The sequence below is a fragment of the Streptomyces sp. JB150 genome (assembly GCF_011193355.1).
Taxonomy (GTDB): Bacteria; Actinomycetota; Actinomycetes; order Streptomycetales; family Streptomycetaceae; genus Streptomyces.
In genome coordinates, this window is record NZ_CP049780.1 from 2,293,616 (window position 1) to 2,318,512 (window position 24,897).

General features: G+C 73.3%; 19 protein-coding genes. 13 read left to right on the top strand and 6 right to left on the bottom strand.

The window, feature by feature from the left end; all coding sequences use genetic code 11:
* Nucleotides 1–8 precede the first annotated feature (8 nt).
* Entirely contained in the window at nucleotides 9–629 is a 621-nt protein-coding gene (locus tag G7Z13_RS10720) for a class F sortase (protein ID WP_165998178.1), read from the top strand.
* A 7-nt stretch (nucleotides 630–636) separates the two neighbouring features.
* Here G7Z13_RS10720 and G7Z13_RS10725 read toward each other — a convergent pair whose 3' ends face one another.
* Nucleotides 637–1,002 (bottom strand): helix-turn-helix domain-containing protein, encoded by a 366-nt coding sequence (locus tag G7Z13_RS10725; protein WP_166004840.1) that lies wholly within the window; start codon nucleotides 1,000–1,002, stop codon nucleotides 637–639.
* A 196-nt stretch (nucleotides 1,003–1,198) separates the two neighbouring features.
* Between G7Z13_RS10725 and G7Z13_RS10730 the strand changes: the two genes are divergently transcribed.
* From G7Z13_RS10730 to nirD, 4 genes are all read left to right on the top strand, one after another.
* Complete coding sequence (locus tag G7Z13_RS10730; protein WP_240926479.1) at nucleotides 1,199–2,044, top strand: NAD(P)-binding domain-containing protein; 846 nt, start codon at nucleotides 1,199–1,201, stop codon at nucleotides 2,042–2,044.
* A 195-nt stretch (nucleotides 2,045–2,239) separates the two neighbouring features.
* A complete protein-coding gene (locus tag G7Z13_RS10735) occupies nucleotides 2,240–3,454 on the top strand; it encodes an FAD-dependent oxidoreductase (RefSeq protein ID WP_165998182.1) in 1,215 nt (404 codons plus the stop codon).
* Complete coding sequence (gene nirB, locus G7Z13_RS10740; RefSeq protein ID WP_165998183.1) at nucleotides 3,454–6,069, top strand: nitrite reductase large subunit NirB; 2,616 nt, start codon at nucleotides 3,454–3,456, stop codon at nucleotides 6,067–6,069. Before G7Z13_RS10735 ends, nirB begins: the two co-directional genes overlap by 1 nt.
* Nucleotides 6,066–6,419 (top strand): nitrite reductase small subunit NirD, encoded by a 354-nt coding sequence (nirD, locus tag G7Z13_RS10745; protein WP_165998185.1) that lies wholly within the window; start codon nucleotides 6,066–6,068, stop codon nucleotides 6,417–6,419. Before nirB ends, nirD begins: the two co-directional genes overlap by 4 nt.
* Before the next feature lie 33 nt (nucleotides 6,420–6,452).
* Here nirD and G7Z13_RS10750 read toward each other — a convergent pair whose 3' ends face one another.
* Together G7Z13_RS10750 and G7Z13_RS10755 are read right to left on the bottom strand one after the other, a co-directional pair.
* Entirely contained in the window at nucleotides 6,453–7,217 is a 765-nt protein-coding gene (locus G7Z13_RS10750; protein ID WP_206313045.1) for a hypothetical protein, read from the bottom strand.
* A 37-nt stretch (nucleotides 7,218–7,254) separates the two neighbouring features.
* Nucleotides 7,255–7,755: an excalibur calcium-binding domain-containing protein gene (locus G7Z13_RS10755; RefSeq protein WP_165998187.1), complete on the bottom strand. Its 501-nt coding sequence runs from the start codon at nucleotides 7,753–7,755 to the stop codon at nucleotides 7,255–7,257.
* A gap of 231 nt (nucleotides 7,756–7,986) precedes the next feature.
* Here G7Z13_RS10755 and G7Z13_RS10760 point away from each other — a divergent pair, with 231 nt between their 5' ends.
* Nucleotides 7,987–9,144 (top strand): alkaline phosphatase PhoX, encoded by a 1,158-nt coding sequence (locus G7Z13_RS10760; protein WP_165998189.1) that lies wholly within the window; start codon nucleotides 7,987–7,989, stop codon nucleotides 9,142–9,144.
* A gap of 156 nt (nucleotides 9,145–9,300) precedes the next feature.
* The gene (locus G7Z13_RS10765; RefSeq protein ID WP_165998190.1) at nucleotides 9,301–10,248 is read left to right on the top strand and encodes a superoxide dismutase; all 948 of its coding nucleotides are present in this window, start codon (nucleotides 9,301–9,303) and stop codon (nucleotides 10,246–10,248) included.
* Nucleotides 10,249–10,413: 165 nt separating this feature from the next.
* Here the strand turns inward: G7Z13_RS10765 and ppdK are convergent, their stop codons facing one another.
* Both ppdK and G7Z13_RS10775 read right to left on the bottom strand, forming a co-directional pair.
* The gene (gene ppdK, locus G7Z13_RS10770; RefSeq protein ID WP_166004842.1) at nucleotides 10,414–13,107 is read right to left on the bottom strand and encodes a pyruvate, phosphate dikinase; all 2,694 of its coding nucleotides are present in this window, start codon (nucleotides 13,105–13,107) and stop codon (nucleotides 10,414–10,416) included.
* Nucleotides 13,108–13,658: 551 nt separating this feature from the next.
* A complete protein-coding gene (locus G7Z13_RS10775) occupies nucleotides 13,659–14,885 on the bottom strand; it encodes an ROK family protein (protein ID WP_206313046.1) in 1,227 nt (408 codons plus the stop codon).
* Between the two features lie 121 nt (nucleotides 14,886–15,006).
* On the opposite strand from G7Z13_RS10775, the gene G7Z13_RS10780 reads away from it, so the two are divergent.
* From G7Z13_RS10780 to G7Z13_RS10790, 3 genes are all read left to right on the top strand, one after another.
* Nucleotides 15,007–16,512, top strand: coding sequence for a hypothetical protein (locus tag G7Z13_RS10780; RefSeq protein WP_240926173.1), 1,506 nt, complete (start codon nucleotides 15,007–15,009; stop codon nucleotides 16,510–16,512).
* The gene (locus G7Z13_RS10785; protein ID WP_165998193.1) at nucleotides 16,509–18,461 is read left to right on the top strand and encodes a glycogen debranching N-terminal domain-containing protein; all 1,953 of its coding nucleotides are present in this window, start codon (nucleotides 16,509–16,511) and stop codon (nucleotides 18,459–18,461) included. Before G7Z13_RS10780 ends, G7Z13_RS10785 begins: the two co-directional genes overlap by 4 nt.
* A 234-nt stretch (nucleotides 18,462–18,695) precedes the next feature.
* Entirely contained in the window at nucleotides 18,696–20,315 is a 1,620-nt protein-coding gene (locus G7Z13_RS10790; RefSeq protein ID WP_240926174.1) for a CDP-alcohol phosphatidyltransferase, read from the top strand.
* Here G7Z13_RS10790 and dusB read toward each other — a convergent pair whose 3' ends face one another.
* On the bottom strand, nucleotides 20,316–21,470 hold the full coding sequence (dusB, locus tag G7Z13_RS10795; RefSeq protein ID WP_165998194.1) for a tRNA dihydrouridine synthase DusB: 1,155 nt from the start codon (nucleotides 21,468–21,470) through the stop codon (nucleotides 20,316–20,318).
* Between the two features lie 77 nt (nucleotides 21,471–21,547).
* Here dusB and G7Z13_RS10800 point away from each other — a divergent pair, with 77 nt between their 5' ends.
* The 3 genes from G7Z13_RS10800 to G7Z13_RS10810 are packed head-to-tail and all read left to right on the top strand — an operon-like array spanning nucleotide 21,548 to nucleotide 24,835.
* Complete coding sequence (locus tag G7Z13_RS10800; protein WP_165998196.1) at nucleotides 21,548–22,987, top strand: MFS transporter; 1,440 nt, start codon at nucleotides 21,548–21,550, stop codon at nucleotides 22,985–22,987.
* Nucleotides 22,988–23,039: 52 nt separating this feature from the next.
* Nucleotides 23,040–23,954: a hypothetical protein gene (locus G7Z13_RS33325; protein ID WP_206313047.1), complete on the top strand. Its 915-nt coding sequence runs from the start codon at nucleotides 23,040–23,042 to the stop codon at nucleotides 23,952–23,954.
* Nucleotides 23,951–24,835, top strand: coding sequence for a hypothetical protein (locus tag G7Z13_RS10810; protein WP_165998197.1), 885 nt, complete (start codon nucleotides 23,951–23,953; stop codon nucleotides 24,833–24,835). Before G7Z13_RS33325 ends, G7Z13_RS10810 begins: the two co-directional genes overlap by 4 nt.
* Nucleotides 24,836–24,897: the final 62 nt, after the last annotated feature.

A 24,897-nucleotide genomic window follows, 5' to 3' on the forward strand; every position in this document is an offset into this window, starting at 1 on the left:
AGGCTTCCATGCGCAGGCACGGCAACACCGCCATAGCCGCCGTCACCGCCGTCTCCCTGTGCTCCGGCGCCTGGCTGCTGAGCAACGGCGCCGCCTCGCACGCCCCGCCGCAGCCCTCGGCCGCCGAGGCGCACGCCGACCCGGCCGCGGAGCGCCCGGCCGCCCCGGCGCTGCCGCCGTCCCCGCCGGACCGCGTCCGCATCCCCGCGATCCGGGTGAACGCCCCGCTGACGGGCCTGGGCCTGACCCGGACCGGCAGCCTGGACGTCCCGCCGGCCGACAAGCCGAACCTCGCCGGCTGGTACGAGGCCGGCACCACGCCCGGTGAGCGCGGCACCGCGATCGTCGCCGGGCACGTCGACAACGCCGACGGGCCCGCCGTCTTCTACGGCCTCGGCGCCCTCAAGCGGGGCGACACCATCGAGATCGACCGGCGGGACGGCTCCGTCGCGGTCTTCACGGTGGACGCCGTCGAGGTGTACCAGGCCGCGGACTTCCCCGACGAGAAGGTGTACGGGCCGGCCCGCCGGCCCGAGCTGCGGGTGATCACCTGCGGCGGGGGCTACTCGCGCGCCACCGGCTATCAGGGCAACGTCGTCGTCTTCGCCCGTCTGACGGGCAGCCGCTGACGCCGGGTCACGGCACCGGCTCCGGTTCCCGCTCCTGCCCCTGCGTCCCGCCCAGTACGTTCGCCTTCCCCCACGCCCCGAGCGGCTCCAGCGCCTCGTTCAGCGTGACGCCCCGCGGCGTCAGCGAGTACTCCACGCGCGGCGGCACCTCGGCGTACTCCTCCCGGTGCACGATCCCGTCTGCCTCCAGCTCCCGCAAATGCGCCGCGAGCACCTTCTCGGTCACCCCGGGCAGCGCGCGGCGCAGCTCGCCGAAGCGGTGCGGCCGCTCGCTCAGCGCCCACAGGATGAGCACCTTCCACTTCCCGCCGATCACGTCCATCGCCGCGTCGACCCCGCAGACGTACGACCCCGCCCGCCGTCCAGCCGTCATGCCCGCCATCCGCTCCTCCTGCTGCCAGGTCTCTTCCCTCGCGGTAACCACCCACTCGAAAGTGCGTACTTGAGCGGGCAGTTCACCCTCCACGAGGCTAAACGCCATGTCTGACACCGCCGCTTCCCCGAGCCCTCGCACGCCCTCCACCGGGCCCGACCCGCTCACCCCGCTCACCCTCCTCGGCGCCGGTGCCATGGGCGCCGCCCTGGCCCGCGCCTGGCTGGCCGCCGGGCATCCGGTGACCGTCTGGAACCGCACGCCGGCCCGCGCCGAGGCCCTGGCCGCCGAGGGCGCGACGGTCGCCGCGAGCGCGGCCGAGGCGGTGGCCGCCAACCGGCTGGTGATCGCCTGCCTGCTGGACGACGCCTCGCTCGGCGAGGCGCTTGAGGACGCCGACCTGACGGGGCGGGACCTGGTGAACCTGACCACCGGCACGCCCGCCGAGGGCCGGGCCCGCGCCGCCTGGGCCGAGGGGCGCGGCGCGCGGTTCGTGGACGCGGGCATCATGGCCGTACCGCCGATGATCGGGCGGCCGGACTCGGGGGCGTACGTGTTCTACAGCGGCTCGTCCGAGCTTTTCGAGGAGCACCGGGCCACCCTCGCCGTCCCGGCGGACACCCGGTTCGTCGGCACCGATCCGGGGTTCGCGGCGCTGCACGACGTGGCCCTGCTGAGCGGTATGTACGGCATGTTCGCCGGGATCTCGCACGCCTTCGCGCTGATCCGCGGCGAGGACATCGCGCCCAAGGAGTTCGCCCCGCTGCTGGAGGGCTGGCTGCACGCCATGGCCCACTCGGTGCCCGAGACCGCCGAGCGGCTGACGACCGGCGACTACACCACGGGCGTGGTCTCCCACCTCGCCATGCAGGTGCAGGCCGGTCAGCGGACCCTGCTGCGCACGGCGGAGGAGCAGGGCGTGAGCGAGGAGCTGCTGCGGCCCATGATGGAGCTGATGAAGCGCCGTCTGGACGCCGGGCACGGCGACGAGGACACCACCGGGGTGATCGACCTCCTGGTCGCCCGGCCCGCCACGGCCTGAGGCGGGCCACCGCCCGAGACCGGCCACGGTCTGAGGCCGGCCACGGTCTGAGCGCGGGCAGCAGCGGGTGAGGGGCGCCGTCGGAGTCGCGACGGCGCCCCTCACATCCACCCCCCACCCCGGCTGAGGGCAGAGTTCCCCGCGTGAAACAGACGTGATGCCGCCGGGTAACACCCGCACCGCACGCTCGGGACCATGACCTCGAATTCGCGTGTGGTGGTGATCGGCGCCGGCCTCGCGGGCGTACGGCTCGCCCGGCGGCTCGGTGAGCTCGGCACGCCCGTACTGCTGATCGGCGAGGAGGAGCACCGTCCGTACAACCGGGTGCTGCTCGCCGAAGTGCTGGCCGGACGCTACAGCCCCGATGTGATCGCCCTCCCGGCGCCCGCGGAGCTGACGCGTGCCCGGGTCACCGGCATCGACCGCGCCGGCCGCACCCTGCGCTGCGCGGACGGCTCGGAGATCGCATACGACACGCTGGTCCTGGCCACCGGCTCCAACCCGGTACTGCCGCCGCTGCGCGGACTGTTCACCCCGGACCACGAGCTGCCCGAGGGGGTCCACGCCTTCCGCACCATGGACGACTGCCTGGGCCTGTCCAAGGCGGTCCGGCCGGGTGTGAAGGCGGTCGTCATCGGCGGCGGGCTGCTCGGGGTCTCCGCGGCCCGCGCGCTCGCGCTGCGCGGCGCGCAGGTCGTGCTCGCCCAGCAGGCCGAGCGGCTGATGGAGCGCCAGCTCGACCCGGCCGCCTCGAAACTGGTCCGGCGCCACCTCGTCGACCTCGGGGTCGAGGTGCACACCGAGTGCCGGGTCCGCGACGTGCGCGTGGCCGGCGGCGCGGTCCGCTCGGTGGAACTGGCCGACGGCTACGCCCTCGACGCCGACCTCGTCGTCCTGGCCTGCGGGGTCCGCCCGCGCGCCGGCCTCGCCCAGGACGCGGGGCTCGCCGTGCGCCAGGGCGTCCTGGTCGACGACGAGCTGCGCACCTCCGACCCGCACATCCGCGCGATCGGAGACTGCGCCCAGCACGACGGGACCGTGTACGGCCTGGCCGCGCCCGCCCTGGAGCAGGCCGACGTGCTCGCCGCCCTGCTCACGGGCAGCGGCACCGCCCGCTACACCGGCACCCGCTCCCTGACCCGCCTCACCCTCTCCGGCCAGATCCCCTTCGACCTCGCCGCGTTCGGCGAGACGCAGCCCCGCCCCGGTGACGACGTCGTGCAGCTCGCCGACGCCACCCGCGGCACCTACCGCAAGGTCGTCGTCCGCGACGACCGCCTGGTCGGCGGGGTCCTCGTCGGCGAACTCGGCACCGTCGGCGCGCTCGCCCGCGCCTGGGAGGGAGCAGAGCCGCTCCCCTCGGACGGCGGCCCCCTGCTCCACCTGCTCACCAACGACGGAGGCTCCTGATGACCGCCACCCAGGGGGCTACCCCCACGATCCTGCTCGTCGGCCACGGCATGGTCGGCCAGCGCTTCCTGGAGGCGCTCGCCGCGCGCGGCCTGACCGCCACGCACCGCGTGGTGGTGCTCTGCGAGGAGCCGCGCCCCGCCTACGACCGCGTCGCGCTCACCTCGTACTTCTCGGGCAGGACACCGGACGACCTCTCCCTGACCGACGAGGAGTTCATCAAGGACCACGGCATCGAGCTGCACATCGGCGACCCGGCCGAGACGATCGACCGCGAGGCGCGCAAGGTCACCGCCCGTTCCGGTCTGGTCATCGACTACGACGTCCTGGTGCTGGCCACCGGCTCGTACCCGTTCGTGCCGCCGGTGCCGAACAAGGACGCGACCGGCTGCTTCGTCTACCGCACCATCGAGGACCTGCTGGCGATCGAGGAGTACGCGAAGAAGAAGGCGACGACCGGCGCGGTGGTCGGCGGCGGCCTGCTCGGCCTGGAGGCGGCGGGCGCGCTGAAGGGCCTCGGCGTCGACACCCACATCGTGGAGTTCGCGCCGCGGCTGATGCCGGTGCAGGTCGACGAGGGCGGCGGCGCGGCGCTGCTGCGCACCATCGAGGAGATGGGCCTGTCCGTGCACACAGGCGTCGGCACCCAGGAGATCGTGACCGACGCCGCGGGCGTGGTGACCGGCATGAAGCTGTCCGACGGCTCCGAGCTGGCCACCGACATGGTGGTCTTCTCCGCCGGTGTCCGCCCCCGCGACCAGCTGGCCCGCGACTGCGGCCTTCGGGTCGGCGAGCGCGGCGGCATCGCGGTCGACGAGCAGTGCCGTACGGTCACCGACCCGCACGTGTTCGCCATCGGGGAGTGCGCGCTGGCCGCGGACGGCCGGGTCTACGGCCTGGTCGCGCCCGGCTACGAGCAGGCCGAGACGGCGGCGGCGACGATCGCCGCGGACGAGGCGAGCTTCACCGGCGCCGACCTGTCCACCAAGCTCAAGCTGCTCGGCGTGGACGTGGCGTCCTTCGGCGACGCGCACGGCACGAGCGAGGACTGCCTCGACGTCGTCTACTCCGACTCCCGCTCGGGCCTGTACAAGAAGCTGGTCATCGGCCGCGACGGCACCCTGCTCGGCGGCATCCTGGTCGGCGACGCGGAGGCGTACGGCACGCTGAAGGCGTTCACCGGCTCGGTCCCGCCCGTCTCGCCGGAGTCGCTGGTGCTGCCGGCCGGTGCGGGCGCGCCCGTCCAGCTCGGCCCGGCCGCGCTGCCGGACGACGCGATCATCTGCTCCTGCAACAACGTCCGCAAGGGCACGATCCGCGAGGCGGTCACCGAGCACCAGTGCACCACCGTGCCCGAGGTGAAGAAGTGCACCAAGGCCGGTACGACCTGCGGCAGCTGCGTCAAGGTGCTCGGCCAGCTGGTCGACGCCGAGCTGGAGGCGTCCGGCATCGAGGTCGACAAGGGCCTGTGCGGCTGCTTCGCGCAGACCCGCGAGGAGCTGTACGAGATCGTCCTCGCCCTGCGCGTCACCTCCTACCAGGACCTCCTGGACCGCTACGGCCGGGAGGGCGCGCGCGGCGGCGACGGCTGCGAGGTCTGCAAGCCGACAGTGGCGTCGATCATCGCCTCGCTGGCCCCGGCCATCGGCGCCGACGGCTATGTCCTGGAGGGCGAGCAGGCGGCGCTGCAGGACACCAACGACCACTTCCTGGCCAACCTCCAGAAGAACGGGTCGTACTCCGTCGTCCCTCGCATCCCCGGCGGTGAGATCGCCCCGGAGAAACTGATCGTGATCGGGGAGATCGCCCGGGACTTCGGCCTCTACACCAAGATCACCGGAGGTCAGCGGATCGACATGTTCGGCGCGCGCGTGGAGCAGCTGCCGTCGATCTGGACCCGCCTGGTCGACGCCGGCTTCGAGTCCGGGCACGCCTACGGCAAGTCGCTGCGCACCGTGAAGTCCTGCGTCGGGCAGACCTGGTGCCGCTACGGCGTGCAGGACTCGGTGCGGATGGCGATCGACCTGGAGCTGCGCTACCGGGGCCTGCGCTCCCCGCACAAGCTGAAGGCGGCCGTCTCGGGCTGCGCCCGCGAGTGCGCGGAGGCCCAGTCGAAGGACTTCGGGGTGATCGCCACGTCCAACGGCTGGAACCTGTACGTCGGCGGCAACGGCGGCGCGACGCCCCGCCACGCGGACCTGCTCGCCCAGGACCTGTCGGACGCCGGACTGATCCGCCTGATCGACCGTTTCCTGATGTTCTACATCCGCACGGCCGACCGCCTGGAGCGCACGAGCACCTGGCTGGAGCGCATCCCGGGCGGCCTGGACCACGTCCGTGACGTGGTCGTCCACGACTCCCTCGGCATCTGCGAGGAGCTGGAGAGCCTGATGGCCGCGCATGTCTCGCACTACCGCGACGAGTGGGCGGAGACCATCAACGACCCCGAGAAGCTGGCCCGGTTCGTGTCCTTCGTCAACGCGCCCGACACCCCCGACCCGGTGGTCGGTTTCGTGCCCGAGCGCGACCAGATGAAGCCGGACCTGCCGCTGCTGTCGATCGGCCTGCGACGCCCCGCCGGCGAAGACGTTCTGGAAGGAAGCGCCCAGCGATGACTCTGGCACCCGAGACGACCGACCTGAAAGTCCAGCTCCGGCTGGCGGACGACGAGTGGTTCACGGTCTGCGACCTGACCGTCCTGCTGCCGGGGCGCGGTGTGGCGGCCCTGCTGCCGGACGGCCGCCAGGTGGCCCTGTTCCGCGACCGCGGGGGCAACCTCTACGCGATCGACAACCGCGACCCGTTCACCGGCGCGGCCGTCCTCTCCCGCGGCCTGACGGGCAGCCGGCAGGGCCGCCCCTTCGTCGCCTCGCCCCTGCTGAAGCAGCGGTTCGACCTGGAGTCCGGGCAGTGCCTGGACGACGAGACCGTGCGTGTGACGGCGTACGAGGTCCGGGCCGCCTGAGCGGCACGCCCCGGACCGCCGACCGCCACCGTCTCACCGGCCGGCCCCTGCCTGCCCGGCCTCCGGCCGGTGAGACGGTGGCGGCGGCGTTCCCACGGCCGCGCCCGCCCGGCGGGTGGGGCGCCGCGCGTCAGTGCTGGTCGACCGGCCAGACCGCGGCCGGATCACACCGGTCGGGGCAGGCCAGCAGATACACCTCGTTGCCGAGGAACAGGTGGTAGGTGTCGGCGCCGATGCTGTACGGCTGCTCGGGCAGCCCCGACGGACGGCGAACTCCACGCCCTCCGGCACCTGGCACACGAAGGCCAGCCGGGCGCCGCACGCACACCGGTACGACTCGGGAACTGCGCCCACGACGGCTCGCCCCCCCACCTTGAACTCCGCCCACCGCGCGCTGTCCCGGAAGGGCACCAGCCGCAGCGGCCGCGCGCACACGGCCGGCTCGGCCTCCTCCGCCGCCGTCGCCTCCGGCCCTTGCACCAGCACCCGCCAGAAGGGGGCCGGATACGGCGGCTGCGGCGCCTCCCAGTACCGGGGCACGAGCCGCCCGCCGGCCACCGGCGGATCGGTCGCGTCGTTGTGCGCCCCGCAGTGGAAGACCAGCAGGTGGTCCCCGCCGAACACCTCGACGTCCGCCGGCACGTCGAGCTGGAAGAACAGGGTCATCCGCGCCCCGCAGAAGCACTCCGGCCACGGCTGCCCCTCCTCCAGGTACGGCCGGCCCCCCACGGAGTCCCGCGCCGGCTGCTCGAGGTGTTCGTCCCCGACCTCCACCCGACAGGCGGGCAGCCCTCCCACCGCTCCTCCTTCCGCCGCCGGCCGGCGCCGGCGAGGCTCAGGTGTCGCAGGCCACGCCGTCGCCGTCCCGGTCGAGGTGGGAAGCGTAGCCGGGCTCGCCGCGGTGGATGGGCGCGGCGCCGGCCGCGCGTACCGCGGTGCAGTTGGCGTAGTAGACGTCGGTGTCGCCGCCGCCGGAGGTGTCCGTGTCGCCGGAGGTGTCCGTGTCGCCGCCGTCCGCCTCCGCCGCGGGCCGGGCGGTGACGGTGCGCGTGACCCGGACGGTCTCGGTGGCGGTGACGGTCGGGGCGGGTTCGGCCTCCGGCGTCCGCGTCACCGTCGCGGTCGCCGTGACGGTCTCCTTCGGCCCCGGCGCGGCGGCCAGGGGCTTCTCACCGGTCGTGGTGCCCTCTCCGCCGGCGGCGCCCGCTCCGATGCCGAGGAGGAAGGCCAGGGCGAGGGCCGGGAGCACATAGCGCTTGCGGGCCCACGGCGGGGCCGGAGGCGTGGCGTTCGGCGGCGGCGGTGGCGTGTACGGGCTCGTGTACGGGTTGGTCATCTCGTCCCCCCGGACGTCTGTTGCGTGAGGGGATGAACGTATGGCGTACGCGTGTGACGTATGACGCGTGTGTCCATTCCGTGACCTGTGACGTGAAGTGAGCTGGGGCGCCCGCCGCCCAGCCGTCATTGTCTGTCCATGGACAATCCATCCGGCGCCTCTAGGGTCCCGGATCGCGCGACCCCGTCGCCGACCGGTGGCGGGGCGGACACGGCACCTCCTGGAGTGAGAGTGGAACGTCGTAGCCTTCTGCGTGCGGCCCTGATCGGCGGCTCCTCGGCCGCACTCGGCGGAACGTTGTGGCGTGGGGCCGCGTACGCGGCGCCCGCGCAGCCCGGGACCGGCCCCTACGGGCCGCTCGGCGCGCCGGACGCCAACGGCATCAGACTTCCCAGCGGCTTCACCAGCCGGGTCATCGCCCGTTCCGGGCAGACGGTCCCCGGCACCTCGTACACCTGGCACAACGCCCCCGACGGCGGCGCCTGCTACGCCGACGGCACCGGCTGGATCTACGTCTCCAACTCGGAGATCAACCCGGGCGGCGGCGCGAGCGCCGTGAAGTTCTCCTCCACGGGTGCGATCACCGGCGCGTACCGCATCCTCTCGAACACCCGCACCAACTGCGCGGGCGGCAAGACCCCGTGGAACACCTGGCTGTCGTGCGAGGAGGTCGACCGCGGGTACGTCTACGAGACGGACCCCTGGGGCGCCAAGGCGGCCGTCCGCCGCGACGCGATGGGCCGCTTCAAGCACGAGGCCGCCGCAGCCGACCCGGTCCGCCAGGTCGTCTACATGACCGAGGACGTCTCCGACGGCTGCTTCTACCGCTTCCGCCCCACCACCTGGGGCAACCTCTCCTCCGGCACCCTGGAGGTGATGGTCGCCGGCTCCGGCACCTCCGGCCCGGTCACCTGGGCCCGCGTCCCCGACCCGACCGGCGCCACCGCGACCCGCAACCAGGTCTCCGGCGCCAAGCGCTTCAACGGCGGCGAGGGCTGCTACTACGCCGACGACACCTGCTGGTTCACCACCAAGGGCGACAACCGCGTCTGGCAGTACAACGCGGCCGCCCAGACCATCGAACTGGCCTACGACGACTCGCTCGTCACCTCCGGCACCGCCCCGCTGACCGGCGTCGACAACGTCACCGGCGCCTCCTCCGGTGACCTCTACGTCGCCGAGGACGGCGGCAACATGGAGATCTGCGTCATCACCCCCGACGACGTCGTCGCGCCCTTCCTGCGCATCGACAACCAGTCCGGCTCGGAGATCACCGGCCCGGCGTTCTCCCCCGACGGCCGGCGCCTGTACTTCTCCAGTCAGCGCGGCACGACGGGCACGTCGTCCGGTGGCATCACGTACGAGGTGACGGGGCCGTTCCGCGCCTAGCCGCCCGGACGCGGGCAAGGTGGGACCCGGGAGAACCGGCATGGGCTGTCGACTTGCTGTCGGCTTCCCCGCATCGGTCGATCCGGCCGGCGCCCATGACGTTTCATCGAGTCCCGCCTTCCCTGCACGCCTCACCCCCTCTCGGAGGCCCCCACCATGACCCGGAACCGTCCCCGGCCGTCCCGCCGCGCGATCCTCGGCGCCGCCGCCGTCACCGCGCTCACACCGGCCACCGCCGCCGCCACGACCGGCGCCGCCACCCCGCGGCCCACCTGGCCGACCGAGTTCCCGCTGCCCGACGGCTGGCTCCCCGAAGGCATCACCATCGGCGCCCGGCCGTACGCCTACTTCGGCTCCCGCGCCCACGGCGGCATCCTGCGCACCGATCTGCGCACCGGCACGAGCAGAATCCTCCACCCCGGCGCGCCGGGCTCCGCGTCCATCGGCCTGAAACTGGACCGGGACGGCCTGCTGTACGTGGCGGGCGGCGGCGCGGGCACGGCGCGGATCGTGGACGCGCGCACCGGCGAACTCGTCCGCACCTACCAACTGACCGCGCCCAGCGGCCAGTTCGTCAACGACGTGGTCCTGCACGAGGACCGCGCCTGGTTCACCGACTCCCGCGCGCCCGTCCTCTACGGCGTCCCGCGCCACGGCGCCGGCGAGGTACGCGAACTCCCCCTCACCGGTGCCTGGGAGCAGCTGCCCGACGTCATCAACGCCAACGGGATCGTCGCCACCCCCGACGGCCGGGGCCTGATCGTCGTGAAGAGCGCACCGGGCACGCTGTACCGGGTCTCCCCGCGGACCGGCAAGGCGGCCGAGATCGCCCTCGTCGGGCAGGACTCCGTGGTCAACGGCGACGGCCTGTACCGCGTCGGCCGCACGCTGTACGTCGTCCAGAACCGCCTGAACAAGGTCTCCGTCTGGCACCTGAACGCCACGAGCACCAGCGCCACCCTCACCGGCACGATCACCGACCCCCGCTTCGACGTCCCCACCACCGCCGCCCGCTACGGCAACCGCCTCTACCTGGTCAACGCCCGCTTCACCAGCCCGCAGACCCCCGAGACGACGTTCACCGCGGTGGCCGTGGAGATCTGACCCCGCGCCGGTCCACCCGCCGTGCCGCCCCGGCCCCGCGCACACCGAAGGGGCGGCACCCCCGCACAGGGTGCCGCCCCCCTCTTTCGGGAGGCCGGAGCCGCCGCCGATCGGTGAGGGTCGGGTGACAAGCGGCGGCTCCGGAGCTTCGAGGTCCGCGAAGGGCTAGCGGTGGTCGCTGCCCTCCGAGGTGGACGCCGCGCGGCCGGCCTCCAGGCGGGCGACCGGGATGCGGAACGGGGAGCAGGAGACGTAGTCCAGGCCCACCTCGTGGAAGAAGTGGACGGACTCCGGGTCGCCGCCGTGCTCGCCGCAGACACCGAGCTTCAGGTCCGGGCGGGTCTCGCGGCCCGCCTTCGCCGCCGCGGCGACGAGGGAGCCGACGCCGTCCTTGTCGATCGTCTCGAACGGGCTGACGCCGAAGATGCCCTTCTCCAGGTAGGCGGTGAAGAACGAGGCCTCCACGTCGTCGCGGCTGAAGCCCCACACCGTCTGGGTCAGGTCGTTGGTGCCGAAGGAGAAGAACTCCGCCGCCTCCGCGATCTGGCCCGCCGTGAGCGCGGCGCGCGGCAGCTCGATCATCGTGCCGATCGCGAGCTTCAGCTCGGTGCCGGTGGCCTCCTGGACCTCCGCGATGACCTGGTCGGCCTCGTCGCGGACGATCTCCAGCTCCTGGACGGTGCCGACGAGCGGGATCATGATCTCGGCGCGCGGGTCGCCCTTGGCCGCCTTGCGCTCGGCCGCGGCCTCGGCGATGGCCCGTACCTGCATGGTGAACAGGCCGGGGATGACCAGGCCGAGGCGGACGCCGCGCAGGCCCAGCATCGGGTTCTGCTCGTGCAGGCGGTGCACGGCCTGGAGCAGCCGCAGCTCGTTCTCGTGCGGCTCCTGGCGGGACTCGGCGAGGGCCACGCGGACCGAGAGCTCCGTGATGTCGGGCAGGAACTCGTGCAGCGGCGGGTCGAGCAGGCGGATGGTGACCGGGAGGCCGTCCATCGCCTCGAACAGCTCGACGAAGTCCTGCTTCTGGAGCGGCAGCAGCTCCTTCAGCGACTCCTCGCGCTCCTCCTCCGTGTCGGCCAGGATCAGCCGCTCGACCAGCTCACGCCGGTCGCCGAGGAACATGTGCTCGGTGCGGCACAGGCCGATGCCCTGGGCGCCGAAGCGGCGGGCGCGCAGCGCGTCCTCGGCGTTGTCGGCGTTGGCGCGCACCCGCAGGCGGCGCTTGCGGTCGGCGAAGGCCATGATGCGGTGGACGGCGGCCACCAGCTCGTCGGCGTCGTCGGCGCCGGCGTGCATCCGGCCCTCGAAGTACTCGACGACCGGGGAGGGCACGACCGGGACCTCGCCGAGGTAGACCTTGCCGGTCGAGCCGTCGATGGAGATCAGGTCGCCTTCCTCGACGACCTGGCCGCCCGGCACCTTCATCCGGCGGCGCTTGGTGTCGACCTCCAGCTCCTCCGCGCCGCAGACACAGGTCTTGCCCATGCCGCGGGCGACCACGGCCGCGTGGGAGGTCTTGCCGCCGCGCGAGGTCAGGATGCCCTCGGCGGCGATCATGCCGTCCAGGTCGTCGGGGTTGGTCTCGCGGCGGATCAGGATGACCTTCTCGCCGGAGCGGGACCACTTCACCGCGGTGTAGGAGTCGAAGACCGCCTTGCCGACCGCCGCGCCCGGCGAGGCCGCGATGCCGCGGGCGACCTGCTGGACCTGCGCCTTCTCGTCGAAGCGCGGGAACATCAGCTGGGCGAGCTGGGCGCCGGTGACGCGCTGCAGCGCCTCCGCCTCGTCGATCAGTCCCTGGTCGACCAGCTGCGTGGCGATGCGGAACGCGGCGGCCGCGGTGCGCTTGCCGACGCGGGTCTGGAGCATCCACAGCTTGCCGCGCTCGATGGTGAACTCGATGTCACAGAGATCCTTGTAGTGGTTCTCCAGGGTCTCCATGATCTGCATGAGCTGGTCGTACGACTTCTTGTCGATCTTCTCCAGCTCCGCCAGCGGGACGGTGTTGCGGATGCCCGCCACCACGTCCTCGCCCTGGGCGTTCTGGAGGTAGTCGCCGTAGACGCCCTGGTGGCCGGAGGCGGGGTCGCGGGTGAAGGCGACGCCGGTGCCGGAGTCGGGGCCGAGGTTGCCGAAGACCATGGAGCAGACGTTGACCGCGGTGCCGAGGTCGTGCGGGATGCGCTCCTGGCGGCGGTAGAGCTTGGCGCGGTCGCCGTTCCAGGAGTCGAAGACCGCCTTGATGGCGAGGTCCATCTGCTCGCGCGGGTCCTGCGGGAAGTCCCGGCCCGCCTCCTTCTTGACGATCTTCTTGAAGGCGGTGACGAGCTTCTTCAGGTCGGCGGCCTCCAGCTCGGTGTCGACCGTGACGCCCTTGGCCTCCTTGGCCTTCTCCAGCGCGTCCTCGAAGAGGTCGCCGTCGACGCCGAGGACGGTCTTGCCGAACATCTGGATGAGGCGGCGGTAGGAGTCCCAGGCGAACCGCTCGTCGCCGGCCTGCTGGGCGAGGCCCTGCACCGACTTGTCGGACAGCCCGATGTTGAGGACGGTGTCCATCATGCCCGGCATGGAGAACTTGGCGCCGGAGCGGACCGACACGAGGAGCGGGTTGTCGGCCTGGCCGAGCTTCTTGCCCATCCGCTGTTCCAGCGCTTCGAGGTGCGCACTCACCTCGTCACGCAGTGCCGCCGGCTCCTCGCCGCTCTCCAGGTAGACCTTGCAGGCCTCGGTGGTGATGGTGAAGCCGGGCGGGACGGGAAGGCCCAGGTTGGTCATCTCGGCGAGGTTCGCGCCCTTGCCGCCGAGGAGGTCCTTGAGGTCCTTGTTGCCCTCCGTGAAGTCGTAGACGAACTTCACGCCCTCAACGCTGCCGGCCGGCGCGGCTGCCTGCTGATCTTTGTTTTCCGACACGGGTCTCGACTCCTCGAGGACGCGGTGGCTGCCCTGACGGCGAGGAACATACCCAGATCGAAGGCTGCTGGGTACGTCCACTTGCGCGTCATGCGCCTGTAACCACTCGTCCGCCAGCGGATCGAAAGTCAAGGCTTGGTAAGCCGCCGATGGATCATGTTTTCACTTCTTGAACACAACAACGCCCACAGACCGGATTTTGCGCTCATATGAGCAGCCTCTAGCACGCTTGATTTCGGTCGCTGAACGATCAAGGGGTGGCACTGAGTGCCACCCCTTGGAGAAGTGCAGTCGCCCATGATCCGCTCATCTGAGCGCAACCCTTATCAAGGGTGGCGAGAATCACGCTGCCACGACTTGCCGGATTTCACCATCCGGACGCGCGCCGAGACGGGAATCCGGCCCGCAACCCGGCGGTCACGTCCGGCCGTCACGCCGGCCGCTTGACGGGGCCGGCCCTCCTCTCTCAAGACCCCCCTCAGCCCCTCAAGGCCCCCTCAGACCCCCATCGCCCGCAGCCGCTCCTCCACCCGCTCCGGCGCGTACAGGTGCTCCACGACCAGCGCGCCGGCCCCCACCAGGCCCGCCCGCTCCCCCAGCCGCGAGGTGACGACCTCCAGCCGGGCGGTGGAGCGCGGCAGCGCCCGCTGGTACAGCAGCTCCCGGACCCCCGTGAGGAAGGGGGTTCCGGCCAGATCCCCGGCGATCATCAGCACGCCGGGGTTCAGCAGGGTCACCACTGTCGCCAGGACGTCACCGACCCGGCGCCCGGCCTCCCGGGCCAGCCCCACCGCCTCCGGGTGCCCCGCCGCGAGCAGGTCGCGCACATCCGAGCCGGACGCCGCCGGCACCCCGCTCTCGGCGAGCCGCCGGGCCACGGCGCCGCCGCTGGCGACGGCGGCCAGACAGCCGTAGGAACCGCACCGGCACAGCGCGCCGGAGCCCTCCGGCACCCGGATGTGGCCGATGTCCCCGGCGCCGCCGTCGATGCCCCGGTAGACCGAGCCGTCGACCACGACCCCGGCGCCGATGCCGGTGGAGACCTTCACCAGGACGAACGCCGAGCAGTCCGGGTACGCGGTGCGCTGCTCGCCGTAGGCCATCAGGTTGGCGTCGTTGTCGACCAGCACCGGCACCCCGGCGGCGCCCGTGTGCTCGGTGAAGGCGCGGGAGAGGCGGCCCCGTATGTCGTAGCCGTCCCAGCCGGGCATGATGGGCGGCTGGACGACCCGGCCGGTGCCGTTGTCCACCGGGCCCGGCACGGCCAGGCCGATGCCGCAGACCTCCTCGGCGCGGTGTCCCGCCTTCTCCAGCAACTCGGCGAACCAGCACCCGAGTTCGCCGAGCACCGCGTCGGGGCCGTCCTCGACGACGAGGGTGCCGGAGTGTTCGGCGTGGATCTCGCCGGTCAACGACAGCACGGCGGCGCGCGCGTGACGGGTGTCCAGGTCGGCGGCGAGGACCACCGCGTGCGCGTCGTCGAACTCCAGGGTGATGGAGGGACGGCCGCCCAGCGGGGAGTCGACCGGCCCGCCGGCCCCCTCGCGCAGCCAGCCCGCGCGGAACAGCCGGTCCAGCCGCTGGCCGACGGTGGCCCGGGACAACCCGGTGACCTGCTGGAGCGCGCCCCGTGTCGTCGCCCGGCCACTGCGCACCAGTTCGAGCAGGTCGCCGGCGCTCGCCTGGCCCGCGCCCTTTCCGGTCCTTCCCGGCCGTCCGCTCATGCGCACCCCCTTGTGTTTCTCAAGCCTGCATTACATATTGAGTTTTGCGTGTTAAATAGACGTAACTCTACGGTGGCCCCGACCGAACCGGTCGGGCCGGACGCCTTTCGGGGAGCCCCGAGTGGATCGCACTGCCCAACTGCCCGTGCCCGGCGCGGACCGCGCCACCGCATACGATCCGCCCCACACGCAGCACAGCGCGCCGCACGGTCCGCCCCACAGCCCACCGCCCGGTCCGCCGCACAGCCCGCCGCACAGCCCGCCGCCCAGCCCTCCGCCGCACGACCCGGAGGCCCTGCACGCCGGAGCCGTCCGGGTGCTGGAGGCGAACTGGACGGGCACCTCCACCGTCCCCTCGCGCGGCCTGTACCCCCACCAGTGGTCCTGGGACTCCGCGTTCATCGCGATCGGCCTGCGCCACCTGTCGCCGTTACGGGCGCAGAGGGAACTGGAGACACTGCTCGCCGCGCAGTGGGGCGACGGGCGCATCCCGCACATCGTCTTCAACCCCTCCGTGCCGCTCGACGCCTACTTCCCGAGCCCCGACTTCTGGCGCTCCTCGACCGCCGGGCGCACCGCGGGCGCCCCGCGCACCGTACAGACCTCGGGGATCGTGCAGCCACCGGTGCACGCGCTCGCCGCCTGGCTGGTGCACCGCGCCGACCCCGTGCTGTCCCGGGCGCGCGGCTTCCTCGCCGGGGTGTATCCGCGGCTGGCCGCCTGGCACCGCTATCTGCTGCACCGGCGCGACCTGGGCGGCGCGGGCCTCGCCTCGGTCGTCCACCCGTGGGAGCAGGGCATGGACAACAGCCCCTGCTGGGACGCCCCGCTCGCCCGCGTCACCCCCGCCCCCGCCCGCTCCTTCCGCCGCGCCGACCTCGACCACGGCGCCGCCGAGGACCGGCCGACGGATCTGGACTACGGCCGCTATGTGCGCCTCGCGGCCGACTACCGCGACCGCGGGTACGCCGACGGCCCCGGCGACTTCGCCGTCGAGGACCCCGCGTTCAACGCCCTGCTCATCGCCTCCGAGCACGCGCTCGCCCGGATCGCCCGCGAACTGGGCGCCACCGGCACGGCCCGCCACGCCCGCGCGGAACGGCTGACGGGAGCGCTCGTCGAACGCCTGTACTGCGCTGAGGCGGGGATGTTCCTCTGCCGGGACGTGCGCGCCGGCCGGCTCGTCCCCGAGCGCGGCGTGTCCGGCCTGATCCCGCTGCTGCTGCCCTCGCTCCCCCGCCCGGTCGCCCGGGCCCTGGTGCGCACCCTCACCGGCCCGCACTTCGGCCTCGGCGGCACCACCCGCCTGGTGCCCAGCTACGACCTGCTCGGCGAGTCCTTCGACCGGCACCGGTACTGGCGCGGCCCGGCCTGGTTCAACACCGGCTGGCTGGTGGAGCGGGGGCTGCGCAGGCACGGGGAGCGGGAGCTGGCAGACGCGCTGCGCACGGCGTTCCTCGACCTCGCGGACGCCTCCGGATTCGCGGAGTACGTCGACCCGTACACCGGCGAGGCCTGCGGCGCGACCGGCTTCGGCTGGACCGCCGCGCTCGCCCTGGACCTGTCGCAGGACCGGCACGACCAGACCACCGCCAGCAGTGACCTCAGGGGAGGGGACCGGGGATGACGGACCGGCATCATCCGCTCGTGCACGGCGGGACGTTCGCCGCCGTGGGCGACGGCGGCGACATCAGCGGGGTGCGGGCCGGCGGCGCGGGCCGCCACGGCCTGCCCGACGGGCTCTTCGTGCGCGACGCCCGGCACTTGAGCCGGTGGCAGCTCACCGTCGACGGTGCGGTCCCGGAGACGCTGTCCCCGGTGGCCGGCGGGGACACCGCGCGCTGTGTGCGCGTCCCGCGCGGCGGACGGCAGGAGCCGCCCGCGTACACGGTGTTCCGGGAACAGGCCGTCGGCGACAGCTCGTTCGTGGAGCGGCTGCGGGTGACCAGCAACCGCCCGGTGCCGACCACGGTCCGGCTCGCCATCACCGCCGACGCCGACTTCACCGACCAGTTCGAGCTGCGCTCCGACCACCGCACGTACCCCAAGCCGGGGGTGGTGCGCCGCCGTCAGGTCCTGCCGCACGGACTGGAGTTCACCTATCAGCGCGGCGAGTGGCGGTCGTGTACGACGGTCACCGCGGAGCCCGCCCCGGACGCCGTCGAGGAGACCGGGACCGGTGCCCGGCGCCTGGTGTGGACCCTCGCGCTGGAGCCGCACGGCACCGCGGAGCTGACCGTGCGGGTGGTGGCCCGCCCGCACGGTGAGCGGCGGGCGCTGCGGGTGCCCAGCTCCCCCGCCGGACTGAGCGAGCAGCGGCAGGCCCGCGAAGACGGCTTCATGGAGGGCGTGGCCTTCCCCACCGGCTGGCCGGAGCTGGCGGCGGCCTGCGCCCGCGGGCTCGCCGACCTGGCCTCCCTGCAGATCCCGGCGACCGGCCCCGACGGCGAGGATCTGCGCGTGCCCGCGGGCGGCGCGCCCTGGTTCCTGGCGCTGCTGGGCCGGGACGCCCTGCTCACCGCCCTGTTCGCGCTGCCGTACCGGCCGCGGCTGGCCGCCCACACCCTGCCCGCGCTCGCCGCGACCCAGGCCGCCGAGACGCACCCCGGTTCGGTGGCGCAGCCCGGCAAGATCGTGCACGAGGTGCGGTACGGCGAGCTGGCCCACTTCGGTCAGGTCCCGTTCGGCCGCTACTACGGCTCGGTGGACGCCACCCCGCTCTTCCTGGTGCTGCTCGGCGCGTACGTCGAGCAGACCGGCGACACGGCCATGGCCCGCCGCCTCGAACCGCACGCCCGCGCGGCGGTCGGCTGGATGCTGGACCACGGCGGACTGACCTCGCGCGGCTATCTCGTCTACCGCGCCGACCGGGGCGGCCTGGCCAACCAGAACTGGAAGGACTCCCCCGGCGCGATCTGCTGGGCCGACGGCACCCGCCCGACCGGCCCGGTGATGGCGGCGGGCGCGCAGGGGTACGCGTACGACGCCCTGCGCCGCACCGCGCACCTGGCCCGCGCGGTGTGGTCGGACGAGACGTACGCCGCACTGCTGGAGCAGGCCGCCGGGGACCTGCGGGACCGGTTCCAGCGGGACTTCTGGATGCCGGAGCGGTCCTTCCCGGCGCTGGCGCTGGACGGCGAGGGCCGCCAGGTGGACGCGCTCGCCTCGGACGCCGGGCATCTGCTGTGGTCGGGGCTGCTGGACAAGGAGTACGGGGAGGTCGTCGGCCGGCGTCTGGTCGAGCCGGACTTCTTCTCCGGCTGGGGGGTGCGCACGCTGGCGGCCGGGCAGCCGGCGTACCACCCGCTGTCGTACCACCGCGGGTCGGTGTGGCCGCACGACAACGCGCTGATCGCGCTGGGGCTGGCGCGGTACGGGCTGCACGACGAGGCGCGGACGGTGGCGGGCACGCTGGTGGACGCGGCGGGGGCCTTCGGCGACCGGCTGCCGGAGGTGCTGGCGGGGTACGACCGCGGCACGCACGGGGAGCCGGTGCCGTATCCGCACGCGTGTGTGCGGGAGTCGCGGTCCGCTGCGGCGCCGCTGGCGTTGCTCACCGCCGTCGGGGGCGCCTGAGCGCAGGGGTGGTCGGGTCGGCGGGCGGCTGCGGGTCCGTGAGGGCCGGTCGCGCCCACGCGGCGGAGCCGCACGTCGACACAGCCCCGCGCCCTCGGGAAGTCGTCCGCGCTCCGATTGAACAGTGCGCGGGATCGGGCCGTACCTCTTGGCGGCGGACCCGTTCCCCCACGCCGGGTCCGCCACCAGATCGTTCCGTACGGAAGGACCCCGGTGTCTCCCACGGTCGTGCGTGTGCTGAGCCGGACGCTCACCGTGCTGTCCGCCGTGCTCGTGCTGGCCGCCCTGCTGCTGCCGAACACGGTGCGGGCGGTCACGCCGGGGGCGTTCGCGCGGATACCGGTGGAGGCGGTCGTCGGGGCGGCGCTGCTGCTGGCGCTGCCGCGGCGGCCCCGGGTGGTGGCGGCGGTGCTCGGCGGGCTGGCGCTGGCCGTGCTGACGGTGCTGAACCTGCTGGACATGGGGTTCCACGAGTACCTGGGCCGGGGCTTCAACCTGGTCCTGGACTGGGAACTCCTCGACGACGCCCAGTCGTACGCCCGGGACACGATGGGCTCGGCGGGCGCGTTCGGGCTGGCGGCCGGGGCGGTCGTCCTGGTGCTGGTGCTGGGCGCGCTGCTGACGCTGGCCACGGTCCGGCTGGGCGAGATGCTGGCCCGGCACCGCACGGTCGCGGTGCGCTCGACGCTCGCCGCGGCCGTCGTGTGGACGACGACCGCGGCGCTGGGCGTGCAGGTGGCGGGGGCGCCGGTGGCCGCGGATCACGCGTCAACGGCGGTGCGGACCCAGACGGATCGGGTGCGGGCCACGCTGCGGGACGAGGCGGCGTTCGCGCGGGAGGCGAGAGCCGACGCGTTCGGCGCGACCCCGCCCGGACGGCTCGTCCCCGACCTGCGCGGCAAGGACGTGATCGTCACGTTCATCGAGAGCTACGGCCGCAGCGCCATCGAGGACCCCGCGATCCGGCCCGGTGTCCACCGCACCCTGGAGAGGGAGACGCGGGCGCTGGAGAAGGCGGGGTTCCGGGCCCGCAGCGGCTGGCTGACCTCGGCGACGTACGGGGGCAGCAGCTGGCTCGGCCACTCCACGTTCCTGTCGGGCCTGTGGATCGCCAACCAGCAGCGGTACCGCACGGTGACCTCCGGCGACCATCTCAGCCTGACGAAGGCGTTCCGCAGGACGGGCGCGTGGCGGACGGTCGGGGTCATGCCGGGGGTGCAGAAGGCGTGGCCGGAGGCGGAGTTCTACGGCCTCGACACCGTCTACGACGCCTTCCACCTGGGCTATCGCGGGCCGAAGTTCAGCTGGTCGACGATGCCGGACCAGTACGCGCTGGAGGCGTTCCAGCGGCTGGAGCACGGCAAGGAGCGGAAGAAGCCGCTGATGGCGGAGGTCATCCTCACCTCCAGCCACCAGCCGTGGGCGCCGGTCCCCGAGCTGGTCGGCTGGGACGAGCTGGGCGACGGGCGGATCTTCGAGGCGGTCGAGGCGCGGGGTGCCGATCCGGCGGACGTGGTCGCGAGCGCGGCCCGCTCGAAGCAGGAGTACGGCAAGTCGGTCGTGTATTCGGTGACCAGTCTCACCCAGTGGCTGCGGCGCTACGGCGGCGAGGACACGGTCCTCGTCTTCCTCGGCGACCATCAGCCGATCGCCCGGGTCAGCGGCGAGGGCGCGAGCCGGGACGTGCCGGTGACGATCGTCGCCAAGGACCCGGAGGTGCTGGCGAAGATCGACGGCTGGGGCTGGTCGGAGGGGCTGGAGCCGGCCCCGGACGCGCCGGTGTGGCGGATGGACGCGTTCCGGGACCGCTTCCTGACCGCCTACGGCTCGACGCCGGCGCGGCGGAACGGCTGATCAGCCGCCGGAGGTGTCCAGCTCCGCGTCCTCGCCGACGCCCGCGCAGTCGTACGGGTCCTTCAGCCAGCCGTCGGGCAGGACGACCCGGTTGTTGCCGGAGGTGCGCCCGCGGGGGCCGTCGGCGCCGGCCGGCCAGGGCTGGTCGAGGTCCAGCTCGGCGAGTCCGGCGCGCAGCTCCTCCAGGGAGGAGGTGACGGCGAGCCGCTTGCGCATCTCGGAGCCGACGGCGAAGCCCTTGAGGTACCAGGCGACGTGCTTGCGGAAGTCGACGACGCCCTTGGTCTCGTCGCCGATCCACTCGCCGAGCAGCCGGGCGTGCCGGACCATGACGTCGGCGACCTCGCGCAGGGTGGGGCGGGCGATGTCGTCGGGGCGGCCCTCGAAGGCGGCGACGAGGTCGGAGAACAGCCACGGCCGGCCCAGGCAGCCGCGGCCGACGACGACGCCGTCGCAGCCGGTCTCGCGGACCATCCGCACCGCGTCCTCGGCGGACCAGATGTCGCCGTTGCCGAGCACCGGGATCTCCGGGACGTGCTCCTTCAGCCGGGCGATGGCGTCCCAGTCGGCGGTGCCGCCGTAGTGCTGGGCGGCGGTGCGGCCGTGCAGGGCGATCGCGGTGACGCCCTCCTCGACGGCGATGCGGCCGGCGTCGAGGTAGGTGATGTGGTCGTCGTCGATGCCCTTGCGCATCTTCATGGTGACGGGGAGGTCCCCGGCGCCGGCGACGGCCTCGCGCAGGATGGCGCGCAGCAGGTTGCGCTTGTAGGGCAGGGCCGAGCCGCCGCCCTTCCTGGTCACCTTGGGGACGGGGCAGCCGAAGTTGAGGTCGATGTGGTCGGCCAGGTCCTCCTCCGCGATCATGCGGACGGCCTTGCCGACGGTGACCGGGTCCACGCCGTACAGCTGGATCGAGCGGGGCTGCTCGGTGGGGTCGAAGGTGACCAGCTGCATGGTCTTCTCGTTGCGTTCCACCAGCGCCCGGGTGGTGATCATCTCGCTGACGAACAGGCCCTTGCCGCCGCTGAACTCCCGGCACAGGGTGCGGAAGGGCGCGTTGGTGATCCCGGCCATGGGGGCCAGGACGACGGGCGGCTGGACGGCGTGCGGACCGATCCGGAGGGGCTGCGCGGGCGGCTGTGTGGGCGTGGACATTCCTCCATTGTGCAGCGCAATGAACAGGTAAAATTCATTAGTTAGCCGCACTATCGAAATCGGCGTACGATGAGCCCATGCCCGAACTCAGCCCGCGCCGACGCCTGCTCGTGCTCGCGATCTGCTGCATGAGCCTGCTGATCGTGAGCCTCGACAACACCGTGCTGAACGTGGCCCTGCCTTCCCTGCAGGACGACCTGGGCGCCACCACCTCCGGGCTCCAGTGGACGATCGACGCCTACACCCTCGTCCTCGCGTCCCTGCTGATGCTCGCGGGCTCCACGGCCGACCGGATCGGCCGCAAGCGCGTCTTCATGGCGGGCCTGATCGTCTTCACCGCCGGCTCGGCGCTCTGCTCGGTGGCGCCGGACCTGAACACTCTGGTGATCTTCCGGATGGTCCAGGCGGTGGGCGGCTCGATGCTGAACCCGGTCGCCATGTCGATCATCACCAACACCTTCACCGACCCGCGGGAGCGGGCCCGCGCGATCGGCGTCTGGGGCGCGGTGGTCGGCATCTCGATGGCCGCCGGCCCCCTGGTGGGCGGGCTCCTCGTCGAGTCGGTCGGCTGGCGGGCGATCTTCTGGATCAACCTGCCGGTGGGGCTGGCCGCCCTGCTGCTCACCCTCCGGTACGTCCCCGAGTCCCGCGCGGCCAGGGCCCGCCGGGCCGACCCCGTCGGCCAGGGGCTGGTCATCCTCCTCTTCGGCGGCCTGACGTACGCGATCATCGAGGCGCCCGCGGCCGGGATCGCGGCGGTCCTGCCGTTCGCGGCGGTGGCGGCGGCCGCGCTGCTGGGCCTGCTGGTCCACGAGCCCCGGCGCGCCGAACCGCTGATCGACCTGCGCTTCTTCCGCTCGGCGCCGTTCAGCGGCGCGACGGTGATCGCGATCGCCGCGTTCGCCGCGCTGGGCGGCTTCCTGTTCCTGTCCACGCTGTACCTCCAGAACGTCCGCGGCCTGGACGCCCTGCACGCCGGCCTGTGGATGCTGCCCATGGCCGTACCGACCTTCCTGTGCGCGCCCCTGTCCGGGCGTCTCGTCGGCAGCCGGGGCGCGCGCCTGCCGCTCCTCCTCGCGGGCATCGCGATGACCGCGAGCGCGCTGCTGTTCGCGGCGTTCGAGGCGGAGACGTCGAACGCGGGGCTCCTGACCGGGTACGTGCTCTTCGGCGTCGGCTTCGGCATGGTGAACGCGCCGATCACCAACACGGCGGTCTCCGGGATGCCCCGCGCCCAGGCCGGGGTGGCCGCCGCCGTCGCCTCGACCAGCCGGCAGCTCGGGCAGACGCTGGGCGTCGCGGTCGTCGGCGCGGTCCTGGCCGCGGGCATCGGCTCCGCCGCCTACCGGGACACCTTCGTCGCCGCGGCGGTTCCCGGCTGGTGGATCCTCGTGGGCTGCGGGGCGGTGGTCCTGGTGCTCGGCGTGCTGACCACCGGCCCCTGGGCCCGCCGCACCGCCGAGCACACGGCCGCGCGGCTGGAGTCGGGAGAGGTCCGCGAGGCGGTGCGCGGCTGAGGGTGGAGCAGTCCGGGAGGCCACGGGTGAAAGATCGCCATATCCTCCGGATATGCCCCCTTCACGTCTCCGCGTCGGTGTCTTCGCGGCGGTCCTCGGCCTGGTGGCGGTGCTCGGCATCGTCTGGCTGGTGCGCAGCGCCACGACCGGTGGCGACGGCACGTCCGGCGAGCGGACGAACGGCACTGCGGAGGCGGGGAACGGCACCGGTACCGGCGGCGACGGTGGTACCGGCGAAGACCGTGACACCGGCACCGACAACGGCACGGACGGCGGCACGGACGGCGGCCGTACGACGGAGGAGACGGGCAGCGACGGCGGACGCACGACCGACGAGGGCGGGGACACGGGCGGGACCGGGGACGGAGGCACCGACAGGGACGGGGACACGGGCGGGACCGGGGACGGAGGCACCGACGGGGACGGGGACACGGGCGGGGACGGGGAAGAGGGCGGCCGGAAGTCCCTCACCGTGAACGGGCTGCGCATCGACGGCAACGGCCTCGGCTATGGCTGTGTGACGATCCTGAACAAGACGTCCACACCCGCGACCATCCAGCGCGTCTCCTTCACCGTGGTCGCCCGGCCGGGACCGACGACGCCGGCGCTCTCGCCCGACACCGCCCACTGCTTCCAGGAGGAGAACGGCCCCGGTGCGCTGGATCCCTCCTGCGACGGCCATCTCCTGCCCGAGGGCGGGCAGTGCACAGCCGGAGCCGTCCCCTCAGCGGACGCCCCCGGCGGGGAGTACACGGTCGCGGCGGTGGCCCACTACAGCTTCCTGTGCGACAACGCCGAGATCAGTCCGTGCAACGAGCCCGCGTGGGGCGACCGGCCGCCGACCCCGCAGAATCCCGTCCTGGTGGTCGGCAGATCGGAACCGCTCACGACCTCCCTCGACGTCGAGGGCCCGCCGACCTCTCCCCCCACCTCGCCCTCGTCCCCCTCGTCCCCGGCCCCGGAATGACCACCGAGTCCACCCCGCCCGTCTCCGCCCGCGTCCGGCAGGTCGCCGAGGCGCTGGGGCCGGCCACGCTGGCGACCGCGCTGCTGATCTACTTCGGCTACGTCGCCACCCGCGCCCGGTACGAGTACTTCGGCGTCCCGGTGGACCTGACCGGCCGGTCGAACCAGGACATGATGCTGGACGGCCTGGAGGTCGTCTTCGTGCCGGCGGCGATGCTCTTCCTCGGCCTGCTCGCGATCGTCGCGATCCACTCCACGGTCCTGTGGCTGCTCGCCCGCGACCGGCCCGACGAGCGGGACGGCACGTCGGACGTGACGGCCTTCGCCGCGTACGGCTTCGTCCTGGTCGGGGTCCTGCTGATCGCCAGGGCGCTCATCGGCATCTTCGTCCAGGGCCCGGAGGCCAGCGTGATCATCGGCGCCACCCCGTTCAGCCTGGCGTTCGGACCGGCGGCGGTGGCGTACGGCGTCTGGATCGCGGGGCAGCGGCGCGGGCGCCCCCTGCTGTCGCAGCGTCTGGCCCGCAACGGCGCGATGGGCGTCATCGCCCTGCTGGTCGCCGGGCTGGTGTGGGCGTCCACCCAGCTGGCGTGGGCGTACGGCACGGGCCGGGGCGAGGAGGACGCGGCCGGCCTGGAGGACCGCCCCGAGGTCGTCGTCGAGACGAGGGAACCGCTGGACGACCTGCCCCGGGGGGTGACGGCGTCCCGGCTCGGCACGGCCGGGGAGGAGGCGCGGGCGTACCGTCACCGGTACCGGGGGTTCCGGCTGCTGCTGGCGTCGGGCGGGCGGCTGTTCCTGGTGACGCCCGAGTGGCGGCGCGGGCGGGACGCGACGATCGTGCTGCCGTACGAGGACGTCCGCGTCCGGCTCGTGCCGTAGCGCCGCGGGGGGGGGGGGGGGGGGGGGGGGGGGGGGGGGGGGGGGGGGGGGGGGGGGGGGGG

Coding starts and splice junctions, on each gene's coding strand:
- G7Z13_RS33325 (WP_206313047.1), top strand. CDS start 23,040: ATGCCCCCTTCACGTCTCCGCGTCGGTGTCTTCGCGGCGGTCCTCGGC.
- nirD (WP_165998185.1), top strand. CDS start 6,066: ATGACTCTGGCACCCGAGACGACCGACCTGAAAGTCCAGCTCCGGCTG.
- dusB (WP_165998194.1), bottom strand. CDS start 21,470: ATGTCCACGCCCACACAGCCGCCCGCGCAGCCCCTCCGGATCGGTCCG.
- G7Z13_RS10775 (WP_206313046.1), bottom strand. CDS start 14,885: ATGAGCGGACGGCCGGGAAGGACCGGAAAGGGCGCGGGCCAGGCGAGC.
- G7Z13_RS10735 (WP_165998182.1), top strand. CDS start 2,240: ATGACCTCGAATTCGCGTGTGGTGGTGATCGGCGCCGGCCTCGCGGGC.
- G7Z13_RS10765 (WP_165998190.1), top strand. CDS start 9,301: ATGACCCGGAACCGTCCCCGGCCGTCCCGCCGCGCGATCCTCGGCGCC.
- G7Z13_RS10785 (WP_165998193.1), top strand. CDS start 16,509: ATGACGGACCGGCATCATCCGCTCGTGCACGGCGGGACGTTCGCCGCC.
- G7Z13_RS10800 (WP_165998196.1), top strand. CDS start 21,548: ATGCCCGAACTCAGCCCGCGCCGACGCCTGCTCGTGCTCGCGATCTGC.
- G7Z13_RS10720 (WP_165998178.1), top strand. CDS start 9: ATGCGCAGGCACGGCAACACCGCCATAGCCGCCGTCACCGCCGTCTCC.
- G7Z13_RS10755 (WP_165998187.1), bottom strand. CDS start 7,755: ATGACCAACCCGTACACGAGCCCGTACACGCCACCGCCGCCGCCGAAC.
- G7Z13_RS10810 (WP_165998197.1), top strand. CDS start 23,951: ATGACCACCGAGTCCACCCCGCCCGTCTCCGCCCGCGTCCGGCAGGTC.
- nirB (WP_165998183.1), top strand. CDS start 3,454: ATGACCGCCACCCAGGGGGCTACCCCCACGATCCTGCTCGTCGGCCAC.
- G7Z13_RS10725 (WP_166004840.1), bottom strand. CDS start 1,002: ATGACGGCTGGACGGCGGGCGGGGTCGTACGTCTGCGGGGTCGACGCG.
- G7Z13_RS10730 (WP_240926479.1), top strand. CDS start 1,199: ATGGGCGCCGCCCTGGCCCGCGCCTGGCTGGCCGCCGGGCATCCGGTG.